This window comes from Acidimicrobiales bacterium (assembly GCA_034521975.1).
Taxonomy (GTDB): domain Bacteria; phylum Actinomycetota; class Acidimicrobiia; order Acidimicrobiales; family SKKL01; genus SKKL01.
In genome coordinates, this window is record JAXHLR010000003.1 from 83,455 (window position 1) to 103,753 (window position 20,299).

The following is a 20,299-nucleotide window of genomic DNA, read 5'->3' on the forward strand; positions in this document are numbered from 1 at the left end:
GCCGAAGCTATCCGAGCGCCGCGGTGAGCGCATCGATCACCCGATCGACCTCGGCGGTGCTCAGCGCGTGGCTGCTCGGCAGGCACAGGCCACGATCGAACACCTGGTCGGCGACCCCCGACAGCCGCGTGGCCGCCTCCGCGTACAGGGGCTGTCGATGCATCGGCTTCCACGCCCGTCGCGCCTCGATGCCGGTGGCGTCAAGCTCCGAGCGAACCGACTCGGGGTCGGGCAGGCCAGCCCGGGGGTCGAGCAGCAGACACGTGAGCCACCCGTTCCAACCGGGATCGGTGGCAGGAAAGCTCACGCCGTCGAGCGGACCGAGCGACTCCTCGTACCGCATGGCCACCTTCCGCCGCCCCGCCACCCGCTCATCGAGAGAGGAGAGCTGGGCTCGACCCAGCGCAGCGAGCAGGTTGGACAGCCGGTAGTTGTATCCGAGGTCGCGGTGCTCGTAGTGGGCGGCAGGCTCCCGCGCCTGGGTCGCCAGGTGCCGCACCCGGTCCGAGAGCGCCTCGTCGTCGGTGACGACCGCGCCACCGCCGCTGGTGGTGATGATCTTGTTCCCGTTGAACGACAGCACCGCCGCCACCCCTGCCTGGCCCGCCGGCCGCACCACACCGTCGGGCCCCTCGTGGTTCGCGCCGAGGCTCTCGGCCGCGTCGACCACCAGCGGCACCTCGTGCTCCGCGCAGACCGCCTCCAGGGCCGAGTAGTCGCAGCACCGCCCGTAGAGGTCGACCGCCACGACCGCGGCAGGCGGCCTGCCACGGCGACCACGGTCGGCCAGCTCGTCGGCGACGAGTGACGGATCGATGTTCCACCGGTCCGGCTCGGCGTCGATCAACACCGGCTCGGCTCCCACGTAGCGGATCGGGTTCACGCTGGCCACGAAGGTCAGCGTCGACACCAGCACCGTGTCTCCCGGCCCCACCCCCAGAGCCAGCAGGATCAGGTGGAGCGCGGCGGTACCCGACGACAGCGCCACCGCATGATCACGACCGCACCGAGCGGCAAGCTCGCGCTCGAACGCGTCGAGCTCGGGGCCGGCGGGAGCGATCCAACCCGACCGCAGGGCGCGCAGCACCGCCTCCTCCTCCGCCTCGCCCACCTCGGGAGGCGACAGGAGGATTCGCCCATGTCGGTCGCCGCTCACGCCAGCAGGCTACCGGCCGGGCGCGAGGCGCGACCCGCCAACGACCGACCCCCTACGATGGCCATCTGGATCGTCGAGCGGCTGGGAGCGACCGTGCCACGTGTAGTCCTGCAGGATCTCGGTCACGGCACGACCTGGATCGAGGAGGTGGCCAAACCCAACCCGGGTCCAGCCGACGTGCTCGTCGCCACCGGTGCCTCGGTCATCTCCCCCGGCACCGAGCGGATGCTGGCCGACTTCGGACGGGCGAGCCTGCTCGGCAAGGCCAGGAGCCAACCCCATCGGGTCGCCGAGGTGATCGACAAGGCCCGCAGCGACGGTGTGGCGCCGACGCTGCAAGCGGTGAGATCGAAGCTCGCCCGCCCCGTCTCGCTCGGCTACTCCAGCGCCGGGACCGTGGTCGAGGTCGGCACCGACGTGCAGGGGATCCACGTGGGCGACCGGGTGGCCGGCGCCGGACCCCACGCCGAGCTGGCCTTGGTCCCGGCCAACCTGACCACACCGCTTCCCGACGGGCTCGAGGTCGACCACGCCGCCTTCGCCACGCTCGCCTCGGTCGCCATGCAGGGCCTGCGTCTCGCCGAACCCTCGGCAGGCGAACGGTTCGCGGTCAGCGGCCTCGGTCTCGTCGGTCTGCTCGCGGTGCAGCTGCTCACGGCTCAGGGCTGCACCGTGCTGGGCATCGACCCCGATCCGTCCCGGCGGGCCATCGCCGAGCGGTTCGGCATCCGCGCCGTCGACCCGGGCCACGACGTGGTGGGCATCGCCACCGACCTGACCCGAGGCATGGGAGTCGACGGAGTGCTCATCTGCGCCACCACCAGCTCCAGTGAACCGGTCCACCAGGCCGCCCAGATGTGTCGCCAACGGGGCCGCATCGTGCTCGTGGGGGTGACCGGCCTCGAGCTGCAGCGCAGCGACTTCTACGAGAAGGAGCTGACCTTCCAGGTGTCGGCCAGCTACGGGCCGGGCCGCTACGACCCCCTCTACGAAGAGGACGGCATCGACTACCCGCCCGGCCTCGTGCGGTGGACCGCGGGCCGCAACCTCGAAGCGGTCATCGACCTCATGGCTGCCGGGCGGCTCGACGTGGGTCCCCTGATCACCCACACGCACCCCTTCGACCAGGCACCCGCCGCGTACGACGCCCTGGTGTCGGACCCGTCCGCCCTCGGGATCGTGCTGCGATACCCCGAACCCGACCTGGAACCCGAGAGCCCGCTGCTGCGCTCGCGGATCGAGATCTCGTCGCCCACGGTCGGGCCCGGAGCTGGCAACATCGGGGTGCTCGGGGCAGGCAACTTCGCCTCCCAGGTGCTGCTCCCCGCGATCGTCGACGCCGGTGGCCACCTCAGAACGATCGTGTCCGCTCGGGGGACCTCGGCCAGCCTCGCCGCCGAACGTCACGGGGCCGAGCAGGCCGGCAGCGAACCCGACGACGTCTTCGACGACCCCCGGATCGACACGGTCGTCATCGCCACCCGCCACGACTCGCACGCCCGCTACGTCGAACGGGCCCTGCGCGCCGGCAAGCACACCTTCGTCGAGAAGCCGCTCGCCATCTCCTCCGTCGAGCTCGACTCGCTCCGTCGCTGCATCGCCGAGCTCGACGCCCAGGGTCGCCTGCCACTCCTCGGCATGGGGTTCAATCGGAGGTTCGCCCCCATCCCCACCAAGATGAAGGCGCTCCTGTCCAGCCAGCAGGCACCCAAGGCCCTCGTGCTCACCATGAACGCCGGCCGGCTCCCACCCGACCACTGGACCCACGACCCGAAGGTGGGCGGTGGACGGATCATCGGCGAGGCGTGCCACCTCATCGACCTGGCCCGGTTCCTCGTCGGGGCACCCATCACCGACGTGCGGACCACCTTCCTCGACACCTCCGGACCGCCCGACACCGCCACCATCTCACTCGGCTTCGCCGACGGATCGATCGCGACGGTCAACTACTTCGCCAACGGCTCCAAGCGCTACCCCAAGGAACGGGTCGAGGTGTTCAGCGGCGGCCGGGTGATGGTCGACGACAACCACCGCTCGCTGAAGACCTACGGATGGCCCCGGACCCTCCCCACACGGCTGCTGCGCCCCGACAAGGGACACCGGGCCGGCATCGGTGCCTTCCTCGCCGCCGTCCGCTCCGGCGGGCCCGCACCGATCCCCCTCGACGAGATCCTCGAGGTCGCCGAGGTCGCGCTCCGCGCCGCCGACACCGGCTGAGTCGACATGGGCCGAGCGATCGACACCCGCGACCTCGCCATCGCCGCCTGGAAGACCTGGGGAGCCCAAGGCCTGGTCCGCCGCGCCGCCTACGAGGGCAGGAAGCGGACCATCGGACTGCAGCGCACCGAACAACGCTGGCTCAGCCTCCTGGCCGGTGCACCACCACCGCTGACCCGGCTCCCCATCGAACCTGGCGCCGAGGTCAGCCCCCCACCGCCCGGCGGCCTCACCGTCGAGGTGTACGGAGGCCCGCGGCTCGACACCACGATCCCGCCCGACTGGCATCGCCAGCCGGTCACCGGGCGCCGATACCCGCGCGGGCACTGGTCGACCATCAGCGATGCCGACGCCACGCTCGGCGACATCAAGGACGTGTGGGAGCTGAGCCGCCTCGGTTGGCTCCACCCCGCGCTCCGTCGCTGGTGCGCCACCGGCGACGAGTCCTGCGCCGAGCTGATCTGGCAGGTCGTCGAGGACTTCGTCACCGCCAACCCTCCCTACCGGGGGCCCCACTGGATGTGTGGCCAGGAGACCTCCCTGCGCGCCATCTCGACCATGTTCCTCACCTTCGCGATCGACCCCAGCGAGCACACCACGCCCGAACGTCGATCGACGGTGGACGAGTTGGTCGCCACCTCGGTCGGGCGGGTGCACCCGACGCTTCGCTACGCGATGTCCCAGCGCAACAACCACGCGATCTCCGAAGCGGGGTTCCTGTGGACCGCGACCGTCCTCGCCCCACAGATCCCACGAGCCGACAAGATCAGGAGCGATGCCGCCCGTGCCCTCACCGAGGCGGTCACCGACCAGTTCCGGCCCGACGGCAGCTACATCCAGCAGTCACCCACCTACCAGCGGCTGGCACTTCAGGTGCTCCTCTGGTGCCTCTTCGTGTCCCGGTCCACCAGCGAGCACCCGCCCGAAGGAGTGCCCGAGGCCGTGAGCGACAGCGTCGGGTTCCTTCGGGCGCTGATCGCGCCGGCGAGCGACGGGCGGGTCCCCAACCTCGGCGGCAACGACGGCGCCCAGCTGTTTCCCCTCACGCCTGTCGACATCGGCGACCTCCGTCCGGTCGTCGCCCACGCGGCCGCGGCCACCGGTCAACCGAGCGGGTTCGGGCCCGGGCCGTGGGACGAGGAGCCGGCCTGGTTCGGCCTCGAACCTGTCCCTGGGACCACCCCCCATCAGATGGCGCCGACCGTGTCCACCCACCCGCTCACCCGGGGCACGACCCACGCCGTCGTCCGCGCCGGACCGATCCCCAAGCGACCAGCGCACGCCGACCAGCTGCACACCGACATCTGGCTCGACGGCACACCCGTCGCGGTCGACCCCGGGTCGTACCGCTACACCGCCCCGCCACCATGGGACAACGCCCTCGCCTCTGAGCAGGTCCACAACCTCCCCACCCGGTCCTCGGCGCCTCAGGCCACCCGCCGAGGCCGCTTCTTCTGGCAACGCTGGTCCGAGGCCCGGGTGCTGCTTCGCATCAGCGACGGCGACCTGGCCGCGATCGTCGCCCGGCTCGACCTGGCCGACCGGACCCAGCTCCACCGCCTCGTCGCGGTCCGGGCGGGGACCGTCGTCGTGGTCGACCAGTCGAGCCGCCCGACGACGGTGCGTTGGAACCTGCCGGACCCGACACGGGTCTCCCTCGGCGACGACCGGTCGGAAGCTGAGGTGCCCGGATGGTCGGCGAGCTTCGCCCACGGGCTCGGGGCCGAGACGCTCATCCCCACCGAGGACGATCCGGCATCGGGCTGGCACGCACCGACCTACGCGGTCCGACTCCCACTCACGCCCGTCCTGCTCCCATCCGATGGGTCAGGCCGGGTGTGCTCGTCGTTCGTCACCGATGCCACCGGGGCTCCGCTCGCGCTGCCCCGCCTCGACGACCTCGACCCCGCCGCGCCTTCCGCCGCCGCGATCAGGCAGGTGATGCGAGCCCGGTGAGCAGCTCCTCGACCCGGTCGGCCAGCACCCGCCGGTCGTAGCGCTCCCGGACGAAGGCAGGCCCGCGTGTCGCGGCGTGGGCCGGGAGGTCGTCGGCGAGCATCTCCATCCCGTCGGCCAGGGCCGCGGGATCACCGCCACCGACGCTGATGCCAACCCCCGCCTCGGCCACCACGTCGCTGACGAACCCCGCCACGTTGGTGAGCACCGGTAGCCCCGCCGCCAGGTAGTCGAAGAGCTTGTTGGGGCTCACCCCCGACGCGAACAGCTCCACCGGGGCCAGCACCATCAGGCCCGCGTCCGCGGTGGCGATCGTCGGCCCGACAGCCGACTTCGGGATGGGATCGATGAAGCGGAGATTGTCGACCTGCAGCGACGCCGCGAGCCGGAGGAGGGACTCCTTCGCCACCCCGTCGCCGATCAGCACCACCCGGATGTCGCCCCTCCCGCGTCGTTCCAGCAGGGCGCAGGAGCGCACGACGGTGGCCAGGTCGTTCGCCGGCCCATGAGCACCCGCGTAGACGAAGGTGACCACGCCCTCCTCGGCCAGATCGACCGCAGGCTCGCCGTCGAGGAACCCCTCGACGTCGACCCCGTTGGGCACGTGCACCACGGCGTCCGCCGCCGCTCCCCGTTCCACGACGTGGTCGGCGTTGGCCGCGGCGAGCACGATCAGCGCATCCGACCGCCGGTAGAGGAGATCGGCGATCCGAGCCATCACCCACACCTCCGGGCCTCGGGTTCGCCCCGACACCGCCACGTAGGACTCGGGCCACAGGTCGCGCACCTCGAACACGAACGGCACCCGTCGCAGCCTCGCCGCGCACCAGGTCGCGAGGGCGGCGAGCAGTTGCGGGGACGAGCCCACGAACACGGTCGAACCCCGGCTGCGCGGCGCCCGCAGCAGTGCGACCAGCGCGTTGAGGCCGAACACGACCATGCCGATGCCCCGCCGCCACCCGTCGGCCCGGCCGGTGCCGACCGTGAGCCAGGTGAAGGGGACGCCGTCGACGTGCTCGTCGATCATCCGCAGGTCCCGAGCACCGGCGCGGCGGGAGTAGCGGCCCGTCTTGTAGCTGAGATCGCTGGCCAGGATCCGCACCCGGTGCCCCCGGCGGCGCAGCTCGCGGGCGAACTCGAAGTGGCGGGATCCTCCCGGCTGATCGGGCGGCGCCGCGAACTGGTTCACCCAGTAGACGTCAAGCCGCTGTGAGTCCTGATCCTCGACCGTCTGCACGGGGAGGACGGTACCAACCGGTCAGACCGCGGTCTTCTGCTCGGAGTCGGCGTCGGCCTGACGCTTGGCGGCGAGGCGGGCCGCCACCCGGCCCGACTTCTCGATGTAGGCCAGCAGCTTGTCGCGGGCCGCCTCGGCCTCGGCGTCGAGCCCCTCGACGTGCTCGATGTCCCAGTGGCGCAGCACGACCGGGACGAGGATCTGCTCGTGGTGCGACACCAGGTCGTAGATGCCCTCCTTGGCGATGGCCTTGGAGTGCTCGGCGAAGCCGGGGATGCCGGTGCCGGGCATGGCGAAGTTGGTGACCTCGTGGGCGAGCGCCTTCATCACCGTGCTCGGGTCGAGCTCGAACGCGGCGCTGGTGATGTCGCGGTAGAACAGGAAGTGGAAGTTCTCGTCGGAGGCGACCTTGGCCATGATGTCGTAGCCGGCCTTGTCGGTCATGACCTTGCCGGTGTTGCGGTGCGAGATGCGGGTGGCCAGCTCCTGGAGCGTGACGTAGGTGAAGCCGTGGGCCGCGGTGGGAGGATGGGGCACCTGACCGGTCGACATCTGGGCCATGCGGCCGTCCTCGAGCCACACCGGGTCGATGGCCCTGGTGACGTGGAGGTAGTCGCGGATGACCATGGCGTGGCGACCCTCTTCGGCGGTCCAGCGCCGGGTCCACTCGCCCCACGCACCACCACCGTGGCCGTACATCCGGTCGATGTCGCGGAAGTAGTAGGGCAGGTTGTCCTCGGTGAGCAGGTTCACATAGAGCGCGGCGCGGATCGTCGGGGGGATCTCGGCGTCGTTCGGGTCCCACTCGTAGTCGGGCTCGAAGTCCCGTCCACGGCTCCACGGGACCAGGGTGTGGGGGTACCACATCTTGGTGGAGCTGAGGTGGCGCTCGAGCAACCGCTCGGCCACGGGTTCGAGCTCGGCCAGCAGGGCGGTGTCATCCATGCCCACCACCCTACCTACCGGTAGGTAGGGTGAAAAGCCTCCGGCCCACGAATCGACCCGACGATGGCGCGCGACTACGGATCCACCCGACCATCGACCGCGTCGTCGCCGTGCAGCAGGCGACCGATCGGGTCCCAGTCGGGTCCGGCCCGCAGGTGATGGCCGCCGTCGACCGGCAGCGACACGCCGGTCACCCAGGTCGCCTCGGGGCCACAGAGGTAGCGGACCGCGGCGGCGACATCGTCGACCACACCGGTGCGACTGATCGGCATCTGCGCCAGATAGTCCTGGTGCACCTCGTCGACGCCGAACAGGCCCGCCGCCAGGTCGGTGTCGACCAGGCCGGGGCAGACCGAGTTGACCCGCACGTTGGCCCGACCGAGCTCGTCGGCCGCGGTGCGCACCAGCATGTCCACGCCCGCCTTCGACACGTTGTAGGGCGCGCCCATGCGGTGCGTCCGCAACCCGGCGATCGACGAGATGGCACACATCGACCCGCCGCCGCTGCGGGCGATGGCCGCCCCCGCGTGCTTGAACGTGAGGAACGTGCCGGTGAGGTTGGTGTCGAGGATGCGCTGCCAGTCGGCCAGCGGGGTGGCGATCACCGGAGCAACACCGCCGATGCCCGCAGCGGCAACCGCCAGGTGCAGCCCATCCTCGGCCTCGGCCGCGGCGGCGACCGAGTCGCGCACGGCATCCTCGTCGGCCACGTCGGCCACCACGTGCTGGACCTGGGCGCCCTCGGGTGCGTCGGCGCGCAACGACTCGACCGCATCGACCAGCTTCGCCTCGGTACGTCCCACGAGGGTCACCGACGCGCCATCGCGCAGCAGCGCCCTGGCACACGCCAACCCGATGCCGCTCCCCCCGCCGGTGACGTAGGCGCCCGTCCCCGACAGGGCCAGACCGTTGCTCGACATGACCGCATCCTGCCAGAGCCGGGAACAAACCTGCCCGAACGGCTTGACACTCGAACTGGTGTTCGCTCTCGTGGTGGGACTTCCCCATCGGAGCTGCAGCATCTGCGAATCCAACGGCAGTGAGCGGGTGGTGTCGGCGAACGCGCACGCCGAGCCAGCGCTCACGGGGTCGTCGTGAGCATGATGGCCGCCCCCGATGGACCCGATGATTGCGCCCAGCGGTATCATCGGACACAGTGACGTCACCTACGCAAGACACGGAGACTGCGAGTTGCGCCCACCTGGTGAGTGGCGAACTCCGGCGCATGATCGTCACGGGAGAGATCGAACCGGGTCAGCGCATCCTCGCCAAAGACGTCGCGTCCCGCTTCGGCGTCTCGCACATCCCCGTGCGTGAAGCCATGCGCCGTCTCGAAGGTGAGGGATTGCTGCGCTACCACTCCCAGCGGGGCGCCGTGGCGACCGACATCTCGCTCGCCGAGCTTGCCGAGATCTACGACCTGCGCCGGTTCCTCGAGTGCCGCGCCGCCGCCGCCGCAGTCAGCAGTTTCGACGACGAGTACGTCGGGCGGGTCCGAGATGCGCTCGCCGAGCTGGAGCGGACGCGGGCGGAGGACCCACACGGCGAAGCGTTCTTTGATGCGCACCACAGCTTCCACTGGCTGCTGATCGCACCGGGCTGCTCAGCACTCGTCGAGCGGATGCTGCGTCACCTCTGGAGCGCAGCCGATCGATACGTCCACCTCGGGCTGGAACAGGCACCGACCCCCGGTGCCGGGCGCCACCACCGAGAGCTGTACAGGGCCGCCAGCGACCGCGACGCCGACCGCCTGGTGCAGTTGGTCGACGATCACCTCCACAGAACCGAGGCGTCCGTGCTGGCACACCTCCAGCACCTCGCCCCGCCGGCCGAGGCGTGATCACTACGACGATGTGGTCGTCGATGCCAGCCAGTCCTCCAGCGCAGCCTCGGCCTCGGCGGCGTCCTCGTCGCCCAGCGCTCGCCGCTGGTGCGTGAGTTCGAGCCTTACGCCGTTCGGATCGAAGAAGTAGATCGACGTCCAGATGCCGTCGTGGTCGACCGGCTCCGAAACCGCCACGCCGTGGTCGACGAGATGCTGGCGCCACTCGACGAGCTCGTCCGCATCATGCACGCCGAGTGCGAGGTGACGGGTGAAGACGGGAAGCCCGTCATCTCGGCGTTCCCACTCGCCCTCGAGCGCGAAGAACGCCAAGCAGTCTCCGCGCTCGGTCTCGTAGAAGACGTGGAGAAATGCTGGTGATCGCTCGCCGCTGGTGAGGGTTCCCCCATCGCTCCTGATCGCCCCGGCGAACCGGCAACGGAGGACCTCGGTGTAGAAGCGATGGGTCGCCTCCACGTCCATCGTTTGGTAGGCGACGTGGTTCACCCCGATGGGTGCGCCTGTGCCACCGCTGTCCGATGCGTTCATACGGGATCTCCTCTCGTATCGTGCCGATGCTATAACATATTGGACGTGCCCGTCCCCGTGTGCCTCAGCTTCGACAACATGGGTCTCGCCGCCGACGTCGGTCGGGGTACCGCTTCGGCTCCTGATGCCAACGAGCCGGGCCTTCGGGTGGGTTATCCCGCCATCCTCGATCTCTTGAACCGGCACGGCGTCACGTCGACCTTCTTCGTTGAGGGTTGGAACGGTGTCCACCATCCCGACCGCGTCGCCGAGTTGCTGGGCGCAGGCCACGAGGTCGCGGTGCACGGTTGGGTCCACGAGCGGTGGCAGGACCTCGATGCTGATACCGAGCGAGAACTGTTGACCCGGGCCATCGATGCGCTGACCGGCTGCGGAGCCGATATCCAGGGATTCCGCGCCCCCGGCGGCCACCGCAGCGCGGCGACCATGCAGGTGCTCGCCGACCTCGGCCTCCGCTATGACTCGAGCCTCGATCCGGCAGGCGCTCACCTCGATGACACGGGCATCGCAGTCCTGCCGTTCGAATGGCCCCACGTGGACTGGCACTGGTTCGGTGCCCAAGACCCTCCAGCGGCGCCCGAGGACTTCGCTGCTGCCCTCCGACGCGGTCTCGCTGCGGCAGCAGCGTCGGCGGAGCCGCTGGTGGCCATCGTCCACGCCCGGACCTCGGCGCTGGCGGCTGATCGCCTGGAGGTGGTCGAGTCGTTCGTCTCCGCGGTCCTCGACGATGACCGCTTCGAGCTCCTCCCGCTCCGGGCCTTGGCCACACGCCTGATCGGCGACACCCCGTAGCGACCCAACGAGGGTCAGCTGCCGGGCGCGGCCTGGCAGCTGTTGCGCATCCACCCGAGTCCCTCGATGCTGCTAGTGATCACGTCCCCCGGCACGAGGTAGCGAGGCGGACGCCGGGCCGACCCCACGCCCTCCGGCGTGCCCGTGAAGATCAAGTCTCCCGGGTACAGCGGCATGCACTCGCTGAGGAAGGCGATGAGCGCCCGTACGCCGAAGATGAGGTCCGACGTCTTGGAAGCCTGCACCTCCTCCCCGTTGACCTCACAACGGATGACCAGATCCTCCGGATCGTCGAGCTCGTCGAGGGTCGTGATCGCCGGCCCACATGGCCCAAAGGTCCGGTAGGACTTGCCCAACGTCAGCTGCGGCCCGGGCGACGAGCGCTGCACCCGACGTTCGGAGATGTCCTGGCCGATGCTGTACCCGGCGATGAAGTCGAGCGCCGTCTCCTCCCCGACGTGCTCGGCCAGCCGACCGATGACCAGCACCAACTCCACCTCCCAGTCGCAAGCGTCGCTGGGCAAGAGCACATCGTCGTACGGACCGACGAGGCTGCCCGGCAGCTTCGAGAACAGCAGCGGAATCTCAGGAATTGCCCAACCCGACTCAGCAGCGTGAGCCCGATAGTTGAGCCCGATGCCGAGCGACTGTCGCGGGCGCGGCACCGGCGGGCCCAGCGCCGTCTCATCGAACGGCGCCCACTCCTGCACGTCGAGGTCTGCGACCAACTCGCGAGTCTCGTCCCAGCGTTCGAGCACAGCTACGGGGTCGGAAGGCAGCTTCCCGTTGCTCGCCCGCTCGAGATCGGCGGCGCCGTCGGAACCGAGGAGCACAGCTCGGCCGGCCAGGTTGGCGATTTTCATGGTCCGTCTCCGTCGTTCACATCCGGCAGTTCGCCGGTGAGATATGCAGCAGCTAGGACCGCGGGGTCCGAGAACTGGTCCGGCTGACCATGGGCGACGATGCGACCACCGCGGAGCACGATTACCTGGTCTGCGAGCTGCAGCGCCCGGGCGGTCTTCTGCTCGACCAGGACGAGCGTGACCCCTGCCTCCCGGATGGCGGACACCCGATCGAACACATCGTCGCAGAGCGACGGCGCCAGACCGAGGGTCGGTTCATCCAGGAGCAGCAGGCGGGGTTCGGCGACGAGCGCCCTCCCGATCGCGAGCATCTGCTGCTCGCCGCCCGACAACGTCCCGGCAACCTGGCGGCGACGCTCGGCGAGTCGGGGAAGGAGATCGAAAATGGGCGACAGGTTCCTGGCTCGCAATCCGAAGCCACCAAGGCGGAGGTTCTCGGCGACGGTCAGGTTCGCGAAGACATGACGCCCCTCAGGCACGTGGGCCATCCCGGCGCGCCGGCACTGCCAGGCGCGCAGCGGCGCAGGTTTCCCGGCGAACGTGACCTCGCCGCGTCGTCGGAGTGCGCCAGCGATGGCCCGGACAGTCGACGTCTTGCCGGCGCCGTTGGCTCCGAGCACCGCCAACACCGTCCCTTCGTCCACGGAGAAGTCGATGCCCCTGACGGCCTGCACCTGCCCGTAGCGGACGTCGAGGCCCCGGACCTCGAGAAGTGCACTCACGTCTGGGCTCCCAGGTAGGCCTCGACGACGCGAGGGTGGTCCCGGACCGCAGCCGGCGGTCCCGAGGCGATGACAGCACCGAAGTCGAGCACGACGACGTTGGCGCTGAGCGACAGGACGAGCTCGATGGCGTGCTCGACCAGGACCACAGCAACGCTGGACGCGACCTCGGCCACCACGGCGCCAAGCTCGTCCCGTTCGTGGTCGTCGAGACCAGCCGCCGGTTCGTCGAGGAGCAGCAACTCGGGCTCGGCCATCAGAGCCCGGGCCAACTCCACCTTCTTTCGCGTGCCGTAGGGGAGCGCGCCCGCCTCGGTGCCGAGCACCGCGGTGATACCGAGCCGCCCGGCCACGTTCTCGACTGCGGTCGCCACCAGCTCACGCTCGTCCCTCGATCGGCGTGAGCCCACGAGCGCGCCCGGCAGCCCAGTGCGTCCCAGGCGCCAACTCCCGATGGCGAGATTCTCCTCGACAGTGAGGGCATCGAAGAGCTGCAGGTTCTGGAACGACCTGATCACGCCGGCGCGTGCCACTTCCTGGGGGGATGCACCCACGAGTTCCATGCCATCAAAGCGGACGCTCCCGCTGTCGGGCCGCAGCCAGCCGCTCAGGCACGACAACAGCGTCGACTTGCCCGCCCCGTTGGGACCGATGAGGCCGGTGACCTGCCCGCGGTCCGCCCGGAACGAGACATCGACCAACGCCCGCACGCCTCCGAAGGATTTCGTGACGCCGTCAACGTAGAGCACGGCCGCTCCCTGCCTCGCGTAGGCCGGGGCGGCCCTTCGTCCAGCGAGCACCCCACGCCGCGATCCGATCCGACAGCCACGTTGCACCCCCGGCGATCCCGTCGCGGGTGAGGACCACAGCTACCAGCAGCACGACTCCGTACCAGAGCTGGAGGTTTGAGGTGCGACCGGTGAGTCCCTCCTGAAGCAGGACGACCGCCGCTGCTCCCGCCAGTGCGCCCACCGGCGAGGTGATTCCTCCGAGAACAACCGCGGTGAGAAAGGTCAGCGACATCGTCAATGAGAACGTCCCCGGGCCGAGCACGCCGAGCAGGTGCGCCAAGAGACCTCCGGCGACGCCGGCATAGACACCAGCAACACCGAAGGCGACAATCCGCACCCGGCGCGTGTCGATGCCGAAGGCCGCCGCCGCCACGGGCGAATCACGGTGCGCGCGCAGGGCGCTGCCCCAGCGCGATCGCAGGATCCGGTGGGCGGCGAATAGCCCGATCAGCAGGACGCCGAGTACGACGTACCAGAACCGCAGCGAGGAGTCGAAGGCGAAGCTACCGAGCGCTGGTGTCGGCGCGCTCAACCCAAAGGCACCGCCGAAAAGATCCGGATCACCGATCTCGAACGCCGACCACTTGCCCACGACCTCTGGGACGACGATCGAGAACCCGAACGTGGCGACGGCGAGGTACGGACCGGCGAGTCGCAGCATGGGCCAACCGAGCAGCAGCCCGGCGATCCCGCCGACGACGCCACTCGCCGGGAGGGCAATCCAGAACGACACGTCGGCGCGGATCATCAACAGAGCGGCGGTGTACGCGCCGACGGCGGCGAAGCCGGCATGCCCCAGTGAGATCATGCCGCCGTGGCCGATGAGAACGGTCAGTCCGACGGCGCCGAGGGCGTACACCCCGATGAGGCACAGGACGAAGTTTCGGTACTCACCCATCCCGGTCGGGACGAGCGCCGCCGCGACGAGCACCACGGCGAGGATCAACCCGTTCGACCACCTCATCAGAGCTTCACCTCCGCCGCCCGGCCGAACAGACCATGGGGCCGGACGACGAGTGCCACGACGAGGACGAAGAAGGTGAACGGTGTTGACAGTTGCGACGACACGTAGCCGGAGATGAGGCTTTCGCCGATGCCGAGCGCGACGGCACCGACGAGCGCTCCGAAGATGGAGGTGAGGCCCCCGAGGACAGCGCCGGCGAATGCCTTGATGAGCAGCCCGATCATCATGTCGACGTTGAGGAACACGATGGGGGCGACAAGCACACCGCTGATCGTTCCCAACACCGCGGCCGCCAGCCATGCACCCCGCACGATCCACGGGACGGGGAGGCCGACAAGCTCGGCGGACTCCCGGTTCTCCGAGATCGCCCGCATCGCTATGCCAACGGACGTACGCCGAAAGAAGATGGCGAACGCAGCGGCGAGAACCGTCGTGAAAACGATCGCCAGCAGCGCCTGCCGCGTGATCACCGTATCGAACACCTCGATCGGGGCCCCGTGAACCAGGGGGGGGAACCTGCGTTGGTCGTGACCGAAGAGCTCCAAGGTCAACCCGTTGAGGGCGAGGAACAGCGCCACCGTGGCCATGATCTCGTTGATGTGGCTCTTGTTACGCAGCCGGGAGATGACGAGACCCTCGACGCCGGGGCCGATGGCACCGGCCAGCACCAGGCCCACGGCGATGGCTGCCCCTAGCGGCACACCGGCGTCCCACACCGCCCAGACGGTGAACGTGCAAATGGTGGCGATCTCGCCGTGGGCGAAGTTGATCACCCCGGACGCCCGGTAGATCAACACGATTCCCACGGCGATGACGCCGTAGAGCGCCCCGGTGGCTGCACCGGAGACCAGATACTGCAGCATCAGCGAGCGATAGTACCGACGAGGGCGCCGAACACCAGGTGCACCAGGAGGTTGCCCGCCAGCGGCGTGCGGTTGTCGAGCTTCGAGCCGAACCACCCTCGGCCCGTCCCCGGCAGAACCATGCTCATCGCGACGACCGCCCACACCACGACACCGAAGGCCACGCCCATCACCGTTCCCACTGGGAGGGACAACGGCTCGCCGCCCTCCCTCCACGAGATGACGGCTGCGGCGTACAGCGCACCGAGGAGCGTAGAGTTGACAAGGTGGTGGACCAAGCCGAACAGCCAACCGGCGACCGGAGCGTCCAGGTACCTGCGACCCATCGCTGCGAGGTCGAGCACCGGCAGGCGCAGCAGCACCAGCCAATGGCCGGTGACGAAGCACGCCCAGCCGGCGATCAGGCCGGCCACTGCCCCCTCCGCCACCGTCATGAGAGGGGCGACCCGGACGGGTCGAGAAGCTCGGTGATCGGCTCGAACCCCCCAGCCTGGACCTCGAAGAAGCGCTGCGCATCGATGGCTTGATGGTCGTCGGCGTCGAACGACACCGGCGGCGCCAGGCCGTTGTCGAAGCCGGTCATGGACTCCATGGCGGCGAGAAACGACCCACACGACAGGTCCTCACCTGCTTGGTCAAGGCCCTCGACGATGGTGGAGGCTGCGGACCATCCGAGCATGGTGAAGTCGTCGACAGGAGTGCTGCCGAGCGCCTGCTCATGCTCGTTCAGCGCGTCGCTCGCCTCGTCGGGCTGCGGAAAGTACCCGGCAACCTGGGTGCCCTCGGCCAGCGCCGGGTCGACGAGGTCGAACAGCTGCCGGCTGAACCCGATGTTCGACACGATGAAGGTCGGGTCGTACCCGCGGTTGCTCGCCTCTGTCAGCGCCTTGGCCAGGATGTCGACCCGCGAGAAAGTGGCGATCACCTCCGCACCGGCGTTCTGCAGGTTGGAGATGTTGGCCGATACATCCTGGGCCGTGGTGTCGAACCGCTCGATCGCCACCAGCTCCGCGCCAGCACCCTCGAGCTCGTCCTCGAAAGGATCCACCCACTCGTCGCCGGCGTCGTCGGCCTGCGCCAACACGCCGACAGCCTGGCCCTCGAACTCCGACGCGATGTGGTTGGCGAAGAGCCTCGCCTCGTCGGGGTAGATGGGCTGATAGCCGAATACCAGCGGTTTCAGCGGATCCGACCACACGCTCGACCCGGAGACGGGGAACAGGAACGGGACTCTGGCACCCTCGACGTAGTCGACCACCCCGAGTCCGTGGACCGTCCCGACGGTCCCCGTCAGCAGGAACACCCGGTCCTCCTCGACAAGCCGCCGGGTGTTGGCGAGCGTGCGGTCGGGCGCACCCTGGTCGTCGTAGGCCTTCCACTCGATGGTACGACCGTTGACGCCGCCCGCTTCGTTCACCATGTCGAAGTAGGCCTCACGCCCGGCGTTGATCGGCTCGGTCACGGCGAGAGGGCCCGACTGCGGGATCGATCCGCCCAGCAGCACGCTGTCGTCGGTGACTCCTTGAGTCACACACTCCGTGGATGCCTCGTCGTCCGACGACGCCGTTGTCTGGTCTGTGTCAGGTGCGGCCGCGCCGTCGTCGTCGTCGGCGGCGTTGCCGCAGCCGACGACGGACACAACAACAGTCAACGCCAACAGAATCCTTCGCGCTGCTCGCATGTCATCTCCCTGGTCCTTGTGGTCCGTGGCAGAAGTTATAACATCGGCGTATGGACTTGAAAAGGACCCGGCGCATCGAACCGGTCACGCGCCCCCACGACGACGACGTCGCGGAGCTGCTCCGCGGCGGCATCGAGCGATCCGGGCTCGCGGTGGTGCCTGACTTCCACGCCGTGCTGGCAAACCACCCCGAAGTGCTCCGCCGGATCCTCGGTCTCAGCTTGGGACGGATGCCCGACAGCGAGCTCACCGTACGCCAGCGGGAAGTGCTCGTCCTCCGGACCGCGCGTCGATGCAGCGCGACCTATGAATGGGCCCACCACCGACGGCGAGCCCGCGAGCGCGGCCTCACGATGAAGGACATTCGGCTCGCATGGGAGGGACCGACCTCGGCGGAGACCCCCGAGGACCTTGTCCTGTTGCAGGTGGCCGACGAGCTCCACGACGCCTCCACGGTCGCGGCCGGCACCTGGGACCGACTGTGCGAGGCGGTGAGCCCGCCAGGGGCGATCGAAGCCGTCGTTGTGGTCGGCTGGTTCCACCTGATCGCCTACCTCGGCAACGCGCTCGGCCTGGAGGTCGAAGCCGGCGTGGATGCCACGTTCGGTCCTCCGGAGGGACCGTGATCGTGGCTGGGAGCTGGATCGTCGACGCCGTACGCACACCGATCGGCCGACACGGTGGGCAGCTCGCCGACGTCAGGCCGGACGACCTCGCCGCCGCACCGCTCGCGGCGCTCGCTGCCCGCAACCCGGGCCTCGATCCAAGCACCGTCGACGACGTCATACTCGGCGACGCCAACGGTGCGGGCGAGGACAACCGCAACGTGGCTCGTATGGCATCCCTCCTCGCCGGCTTCCCCACGACGGTTCCCGGGACAACCGTCAACCGCCTCTGCGGATCTGGGCTCGAGGCGGTCGTTCAGGCCCACCGGGCGATCGCCATCGGGGACGCCAACGTCTGCATCGGTGGTGGCGTCGAGTCGATGACGCGGGCGCCGTGGGTGCTGCTGCGACCGGACCATGGTCACGGTCGCGCCGACGCCACCCTGCACTCGACGACACTCGGCTGGCGCATGGTCAACCCCCGCCATCCCGAGCAGTGGACCGTCTCCCTCGGCGAAGGCGCCGAGATCGTCGCCGAACGCAAGGGCCTGAGCCGAGAGTCCCAGGACGAGTGGGCGCTGAGGAGTCACCAACGAGCATCGGCCGCCTGGACCGGTGGCCGCTTCGACGACGAGGTGATCGCGGTCCCCGGCTTCTCCTGCGGTGGCGACGAATCGGTCCGAGAGGACGCCGCGTTGAGTCGCCTCTCGGCCCTGCCACCGGCCTTCCGTCCCGGTGGCACCGTCACCGCAGGAAACGCATGCCCTCTCAGCGATGGTGCCGCTGCCCTGCTCCTGGCCAGCGACGAAGGCGTGCGACGTTCGGCGGCCCGACCGATGGCAAGGATCGCGGCCACCGCCGTCATCGGAACAGACCCACACCTGTTCGCCACCGGACCGGTCGGCGCCGCGACAGCGGCGCTCGCCCGCGCCGGGCTCACCTGGAAGGACATCGATCTGGTGGAGCTCAACGAAGCCTTCGCTGCGCAGGTGCTGGCGTGCCTCGACGAATGGCCTGACCTCGACCCCGAGCGCGTCAACGTGAACGGTGCGGCCATCGCACTCGGGCATCCGCTGGGCTGCTCGGGCGCTCGCATCCTCACAACGCTGGTGCACGAGCTGCGCCGCCGCAAGGGCCGGTACGGGCTCGCCGCGCTGTGCATCGGGGTCGGCCAGGGCATCGCGATGGTCGTGGAGTCAGCGACATGACCGCGGCGGGCCATGCCGATGTCGGCTTCCAGCGTCTTGCCGCGACCGCGCTGCAGCGGAACCCAGAACGGCTCGCGGTGGTGGACGGCGACCTTCGCTGGACCGGGCGCTCTCTAGCTCGCCGGGTCGGGGCCGCGGCCGATCTTTACCGTGACCTCGGTCTCGGCCCAGGCAGCCGTATCGCACTACTCAGCCCCAACAGCGCTCACTACGTCGCGGCCCAGCTCGGCGCGGTCATGGCGGGTTGCACCTTCACCGGATTGCACCCACTCGGATCGGCGGACGACCACCGCGTGGCACTCGAGCGTCTTGGAGCGGATGCCTTGGTCGTCGACCCGCAGCGATTCGGGGATCGGGCCGCCGAGCTTGTCGCCTCTGGGGCCGTGCATCGCGTCGTCGACCTCGGCCCCGGCGGCACGGGTGACGACCTAACCGCACTCCCCGATGCCGAGCTGAGCGTGACCGAAGTCGGCGTGGATGCCGAGGCGTCGATCTCCTTCAGCGGCGGCACGACCGGCCGCCCGAAGGGCGTCGTTCGGTCCCACCGAGCGCTCGCTTGGTCGGCGATGCTCATGGTCGGTGAATGGGACTGGCCGCGGGTGGTGCGATTCCTCGCCATCGCACCCCTCACCCACGCCACCGGGGCCATGGTCGTCCCGGTGCTCCTACGCGGCGGCCAAGTGCACATCCACGACGGGTTCGATGCCCGAGCGGTCCTCGCAGCCGTGGAGGAGAACGACATCACTGCGACGTTCGTGGTACCGACCATGCTCTACGCATTGCTCGACCACCCGGACATCGACCGGAGGGACCTGTCGAGCCTCCAGCACATCATCTACGGAGCAGCGCCAGCGGCACCGGCCCGGCTGGCCGAGGCGATGGCTCGCTTCGGACCCGTATTGATGCAACTGTACGGACAGGTCGAGGCGCCCAACACCATCACCGCTCTGCGTACCACCGAGCATCGCGCCGACGATCCCGCCCGGCTGGCATCGTGCGGGAAGCCGCTCGCCGGCCTCGACGTGGTGCTGCTCGACCCGGCCGGAAACGAGGTCGCGCGGGGAACGCCAGGCGAGATCTGCGTGCGGGGCCCGCTCGTCATGGACGGTTACCTCGACAACGAGGAGGCCACGGCCGAGGCGCTACAAGGCGGGTGGCTCCACACGGGAGACATCGCCGTCGCCGACGAGGACGGGTATCTGACGATCGTCGACCGGGCGAAGGACATGATCGTGACCGGCGGCTTCAACGTCTACCCGCGCGAGGTGGAGGACGTCCTGGCCACCCATGCCTCGGTGGCCACAGCGGCGGTGATCGGCGTGCCCGACGATCACTGGGGCGAGGCAGTCGTCGCCTACGTCACCTCACGACCGGGTGAAACCATCGACGTCGAGGCGCTACGGGCCCTGGTCCGGGAACGCAAAGGACCGGTCCATGCGCCGAAGGCGATCCATGTTGTCGACACCATCGCGGTCACCGCCTTGGGCAAACCTGACAAAAAGGCGCTACGCAACCGGCACTGGACCGGCGAGGACCGAGGCGTCCACTAGCCCATGCGTTCCAGGAGTCCAAGGGTCGTCGGGTGGGCGCGTTTGCGGAAGTGGTCGTGATGCGAATCTGAAGGTGGCCCGGTGGGGATAGGGGTCTGACAGGCAATGTGGGGGGCGCGGATGTGGCCGGTGACGCAGGGATGACCGCAGCGCCGTCGGCGGCCCTGGCGGCCGCAAAGCAACTGCCCCCGCCGGTGACGTAGGCGCCCGTCCCCGACAGGGCCAGACCGTTGCTCGACATGACCGCATCCTGCCAGAGCCGCGAAACAACCTGCCCGATCGGCTTGACACTCGAACTGGTGTTCGATATGGTGGTGGGACTTCCCCATCGGAGCTGACCCGTCCGGCCATGTGGGCCGGGTGGTGGCGAGGCTCCCT

19 protein-coding genes are annotated in these 20,299 nt (G+C 69.5%); 7 read left to right on the plus strand and 12 right to left on the minus strand.

From position 1 onward, the window contains the following. Positions 1-7: 7 nt before the first annotated feature. A complete protein-coding gene (locus tag U5K29_02570) occupies positions 8-1,156 on the minus strand; it encodes an aminotransferase class I/II-fold pyridoxal phosphate-dependent enzyme (GenBank protein ID MDZ7677418.1) in 1,149 nt (382 codons plus the stop codon). Here U5K29_02570 and U5K29_02575 point away from each other — a divergent pair. Together U5K29_02575 and U5K29_02580 are read left to right on the plus strand one after the other, a co-directional pair. Further along, entirely contained in the window at positions 1,139-3,373 is a 2,235-nt protein-coding gene (locus U5K29_02575; protein ID MDZ7677419.1) for a bi-domain-containing oxidoreductase, read from the plus strand. The two genes, U5K29_02570 and U5K29_02575, sit on opposite strands and share 18 nt — an antisense overlap. Positions 3,374-3,379: 6 nt before the next feature. Beyond that, positions 3,380-5,329, plus strand: a complete 1,950-nt coding sequence (locus tag U5K29_02580; protein MDZ7677420.1) for a heparinase II/III family protein — start codon at positions 3,380-3,382, stop codon at positions 5,327-5,329. Here U5K29_02580 and U5K29_02585 read toward each other — a convergent pair. The 3 genes from U5K29_02585 to U5K29_02595 form a co-directional block, all read right to left on the minus strand. Continuing rightward, entirely contained in the window at positions 5,304-6,566 is a 1,263-nt protein-coding gene (locus U5K29_02585; protein MDZ7677421.1) for a glycosyltransferase family 4 protein, read from the minus strand. The genes U5K29_02580 and U5K29_02585 overlap by 26 nt on opposite strands. A gap of 21 nt (positions 6,567-6,587) precedes the next feature. Further along, entirely contained in the window at positions 6,588-7,511 is a 924-nt protein-coding gene (locus U5K29_02590) for an acyl-ACP desaturase (protein MDZ7677422.1), read from the minus strand. Between the two features lie 74 nt (positions 7,512-7,585). Next, complete coding sequence (locus tag U5K29_02595; protein MDZ7677423.1) at positions 7,586-8,431, minus strand: SDR family oxidoreductase; 846 nt, start codon at positions 8,429-8,431, stop codon at positions 7,586-7,588. Between the two features lie 284 nt (positions 8,432-8,715). On the opposite strand from U5K29_02595, the gene U5K29_02600 reads away from it, so the two are divergent. Then, a complete protein-coding gene (locus U5K29_02600) occupies positions 8,716-9,351 on the plus strand; it encodes a GntR family transcriptional regulator (GenBank protein ID MDZ7677424.1) in 636 nt (211 codons plus the stop codon). Positions 9,352-9,354: 3 nt separating this feature from the next. On the opposite strand, the gene U5K29_02605 is transcribed toward U5K29_02600, so the two are convergent. Continuing rightward, positions 9,355-9,882, minus strand: a complete 528-nt coding sequence (locus U5K29_02605) for a VOC family protein (protein ID MDZ7677425.1) — start codon at positions 9,880-9,882, stop codon at positions 9,355-9,357. A gap of 45 nt (positions 9,883-9,927) precedes the next feature. On the opposite strand from U5K29_02605, the gene U5K29_02610 reads away from it, so the two are divergent. Further along, positions 9,928-10,674, plus strand: coding sequence for a polysaccharide deacetylase family protein (locus U5K29_02610; GenBank protein MDZ7677426.1), 747 nt, complete (start codon positions 9,928-9,930; stop codon positions 10,672-10,674). 14 nt (positions 10,675-10,688) lie between these two features. Here U5K29_02610 and U5K29_02615 read toward each other — a convergent pair whose 3' ends face one another. From U5K29_02615 to U5K29_02645, 7 genes are read right to left on the minus strand one after another with little or no spacing between them, the layout of a single operon-like run. After that, positions 10,689-11,537 carry a fumarylacetoacetate hydrolase family protein gene (locus U5K29_02615; GenBank protein MDZ7677427.1) on the minus strand — a complete coding sequence of 283 codons (849 nt, stop codon included), beginning with the start codon at positions 11,535-11,537 and terminating at the stop codon, positions 10,689-10,691. Then, the gene (locus U5K29_02620; GenBank protein MDZ7677428.1) at positions 11,534-12,259 is read right to left on the minus strand and encodes an ABC transporter ATP-binding protein; all 726 of its coding nucleotides are present in this window, start codon (positions 12,257-12,259) and stop codon (positions 11,534-11,536) included. The genes U5K29_02615 and U5K29_02620 overlap by 4 nt, the downstream gene beginning before the upstream one ends. Then, positions 12,256-13,008 (minus strand): ABC transporter ATP-binding protein, encoded by a 753-nt coding sequence (locus U5K29_02625; protein ID MDZ7677429.1) that lies wholly within the window; start codon positions 13,006-13,008, stop codon positions 12,256-12,258. The genes U5K29_02620 and U5K29_02625 overlap by 4 nt, the downstream gene beginning before the upstream one ends. Further along, positions 12,995-13,981: a branched-chain amino acid ABC transporter permease gene (locus tag U5K29_02630; protein MDZ7677430.1), complete on the minus strand. Its 987-nt coding sequence runs from the start codon at positions 13,979-13,981 to the stop codon at positions 12,995-12,997. The genes U5K29_02625 and U5K29_02630 overlap by 14 nt, the downstream gene beginning before the upstream one ends. Before the next feature lie 32 nt (positions 13,982-14,013). Then, positions 14,014-14,877: a branched-chain amino acid ABC transporter permease gene (locus U5K29_02635; GenBank protein MDZ7677431.1), complete on the minus strand. Its 864-nt coding sequence runs from the start codon at positions 14,875-14,877 to the stop codon at positions 14,014-14,016. Then, complete coding sequence (locus U5K29_02640; GenBank protein ID MDZ7677432.1) at positions 14,877-15,290, minus strand: hypothetical protein; 414 nt, start codon at positions 15,288-15,290, stop codon at positions 14,877-14,879. Before U5K29_02640 ends, U5K29_02635 begins: the two co-directional genes overlap by 1 nt. 17 nt (positions 15,291-15,307) lie before the next feature. Next, the gene (locus tag U5K29_02645; GenBank protein MDZ7677433.1) at positions 15,308-16,408 is read right to left on the minus strand and encodes an ABC transporter substrate-binding protein; all 1,101 of its coding nucleotides are present in this window, start codon (positions 16,406-16,408) and stop codon (positions 15,308-15,310) included. Between the two features lie 200 nt (positions 16,409-16,608). Between U5K29_02645 and U5K29_02650 the strand changes: the two genes are divergently transcribed. From U5K29_02650 to U5K29_02660, 3 genes are read left to right on the plus strand one after another with little or no spacing between them, the layout of a single operon-like run. Further along, positions 16,609-17,184, plus strand: coding sequence for a carboxymuconolactone decarboxylase family protein (locus U5K29_02650; GenBank protein ID MDZ7677434.1), 576 nt, complete (start codon positions 16,609-16,611; stop codon positions 17,182-17,184). After that, a complete protein-coding gene (locus tag U5K29_02655; GenBank protein ID MDZ7677435.1) occupies positions 17,181-18,371 on the plus strand; it encodes a thiolase family protein in 1,191 nt (396 codons plus the stop codon). The genes U5K29_02650 and U5K29_02655 overlap by 4 nt, the downstream gene beginning before the upstream one ends. After that, positions 18,368-19,921 carry an AMP-binding protein gene (locus U5K29_02660; protein MDZ7677436.1) on the plus strand — a complete coding sequence of 518 codons (1,554 nt, stop codon included), beginning with the start codon at positions 18,368-18,370 and terminating at the stop codon, positions 19,919-19,921. Before U5K29_02655 ends, U5K29_02660 begins: the two co-directional genes overlap by 4 nt. Positions 19,922-20,299 lie beyond the last annotated feature (378 nt).

Excerpts from the sequence above, each read along its gene's own strand:
- U5K29_02575 (MDZ7677419.1), top strand. The coding sequence starts at position 1,139 with ATGTCGGTCGCCGCTCACGCCAGCAGGCTACCGGCCGGGCGCGAGGCG.
- U5K29_02580 (MDZ7677420.1), top strand. The coding sequence starts at position 3,380 with ATGGGCCGAGCGATCGACACCCGCGACCTCGCCATCGCCGCCTGGAAG.
- U5K29_02615 (MDZ7677427.1), bottom strand. The coding sequence starts at position 11,537 with ATGAAAATCGCCAACCTGGCCGGCCGAGCTGTGCTCCTCGGTTCCGAC.
- U5K29_02635 (MDZ7677431.1), bottom strand. The coding sequence starts at position 14,877 with ATGCTGCAGTATCTGGTCTCCGGTGCAGCCACCGGGGCGCTCTACGGC.
- U5K29_02605 (MDZ7677425.1), bottom strand. The coding sequence starts at position 9,882 with ATGAACGCATCGGACAGCGGTGGCACAGGCGCACCCATCGGGGTGAAC.
- U5K29_02590 (MDZ7677422.1), bottom strand. The coding sequence starts at position 7,511 with ATGGATGACACCGCCCTGCTGGCCGAGCTCGAACCCGTGGCCGAGCGG.
- U5K29_02595 (MDZ7677423.1), bottom strand. The coding sequence starts at position 8,431 with ATGTCGAGCAACGGTCTGGCCCTGTCGGGGACGGGCGCCTACGTCACC.
- U5K29_02660 (MDZ7677436.1), top strand. The coding sequence starts at position 18,368 with ATGACCGCGGCGGGCCATGCCGATGTCGGCTTCCAGCGTCTTGCCGCG.
- U5K29_02650 (MDZ7677434.1), top strand. The coding sequence starts at position 16,609 with ATGGACTTGAAAAGGACCCGGCGCATCGAACCGGTCACGCGCCCCCAC.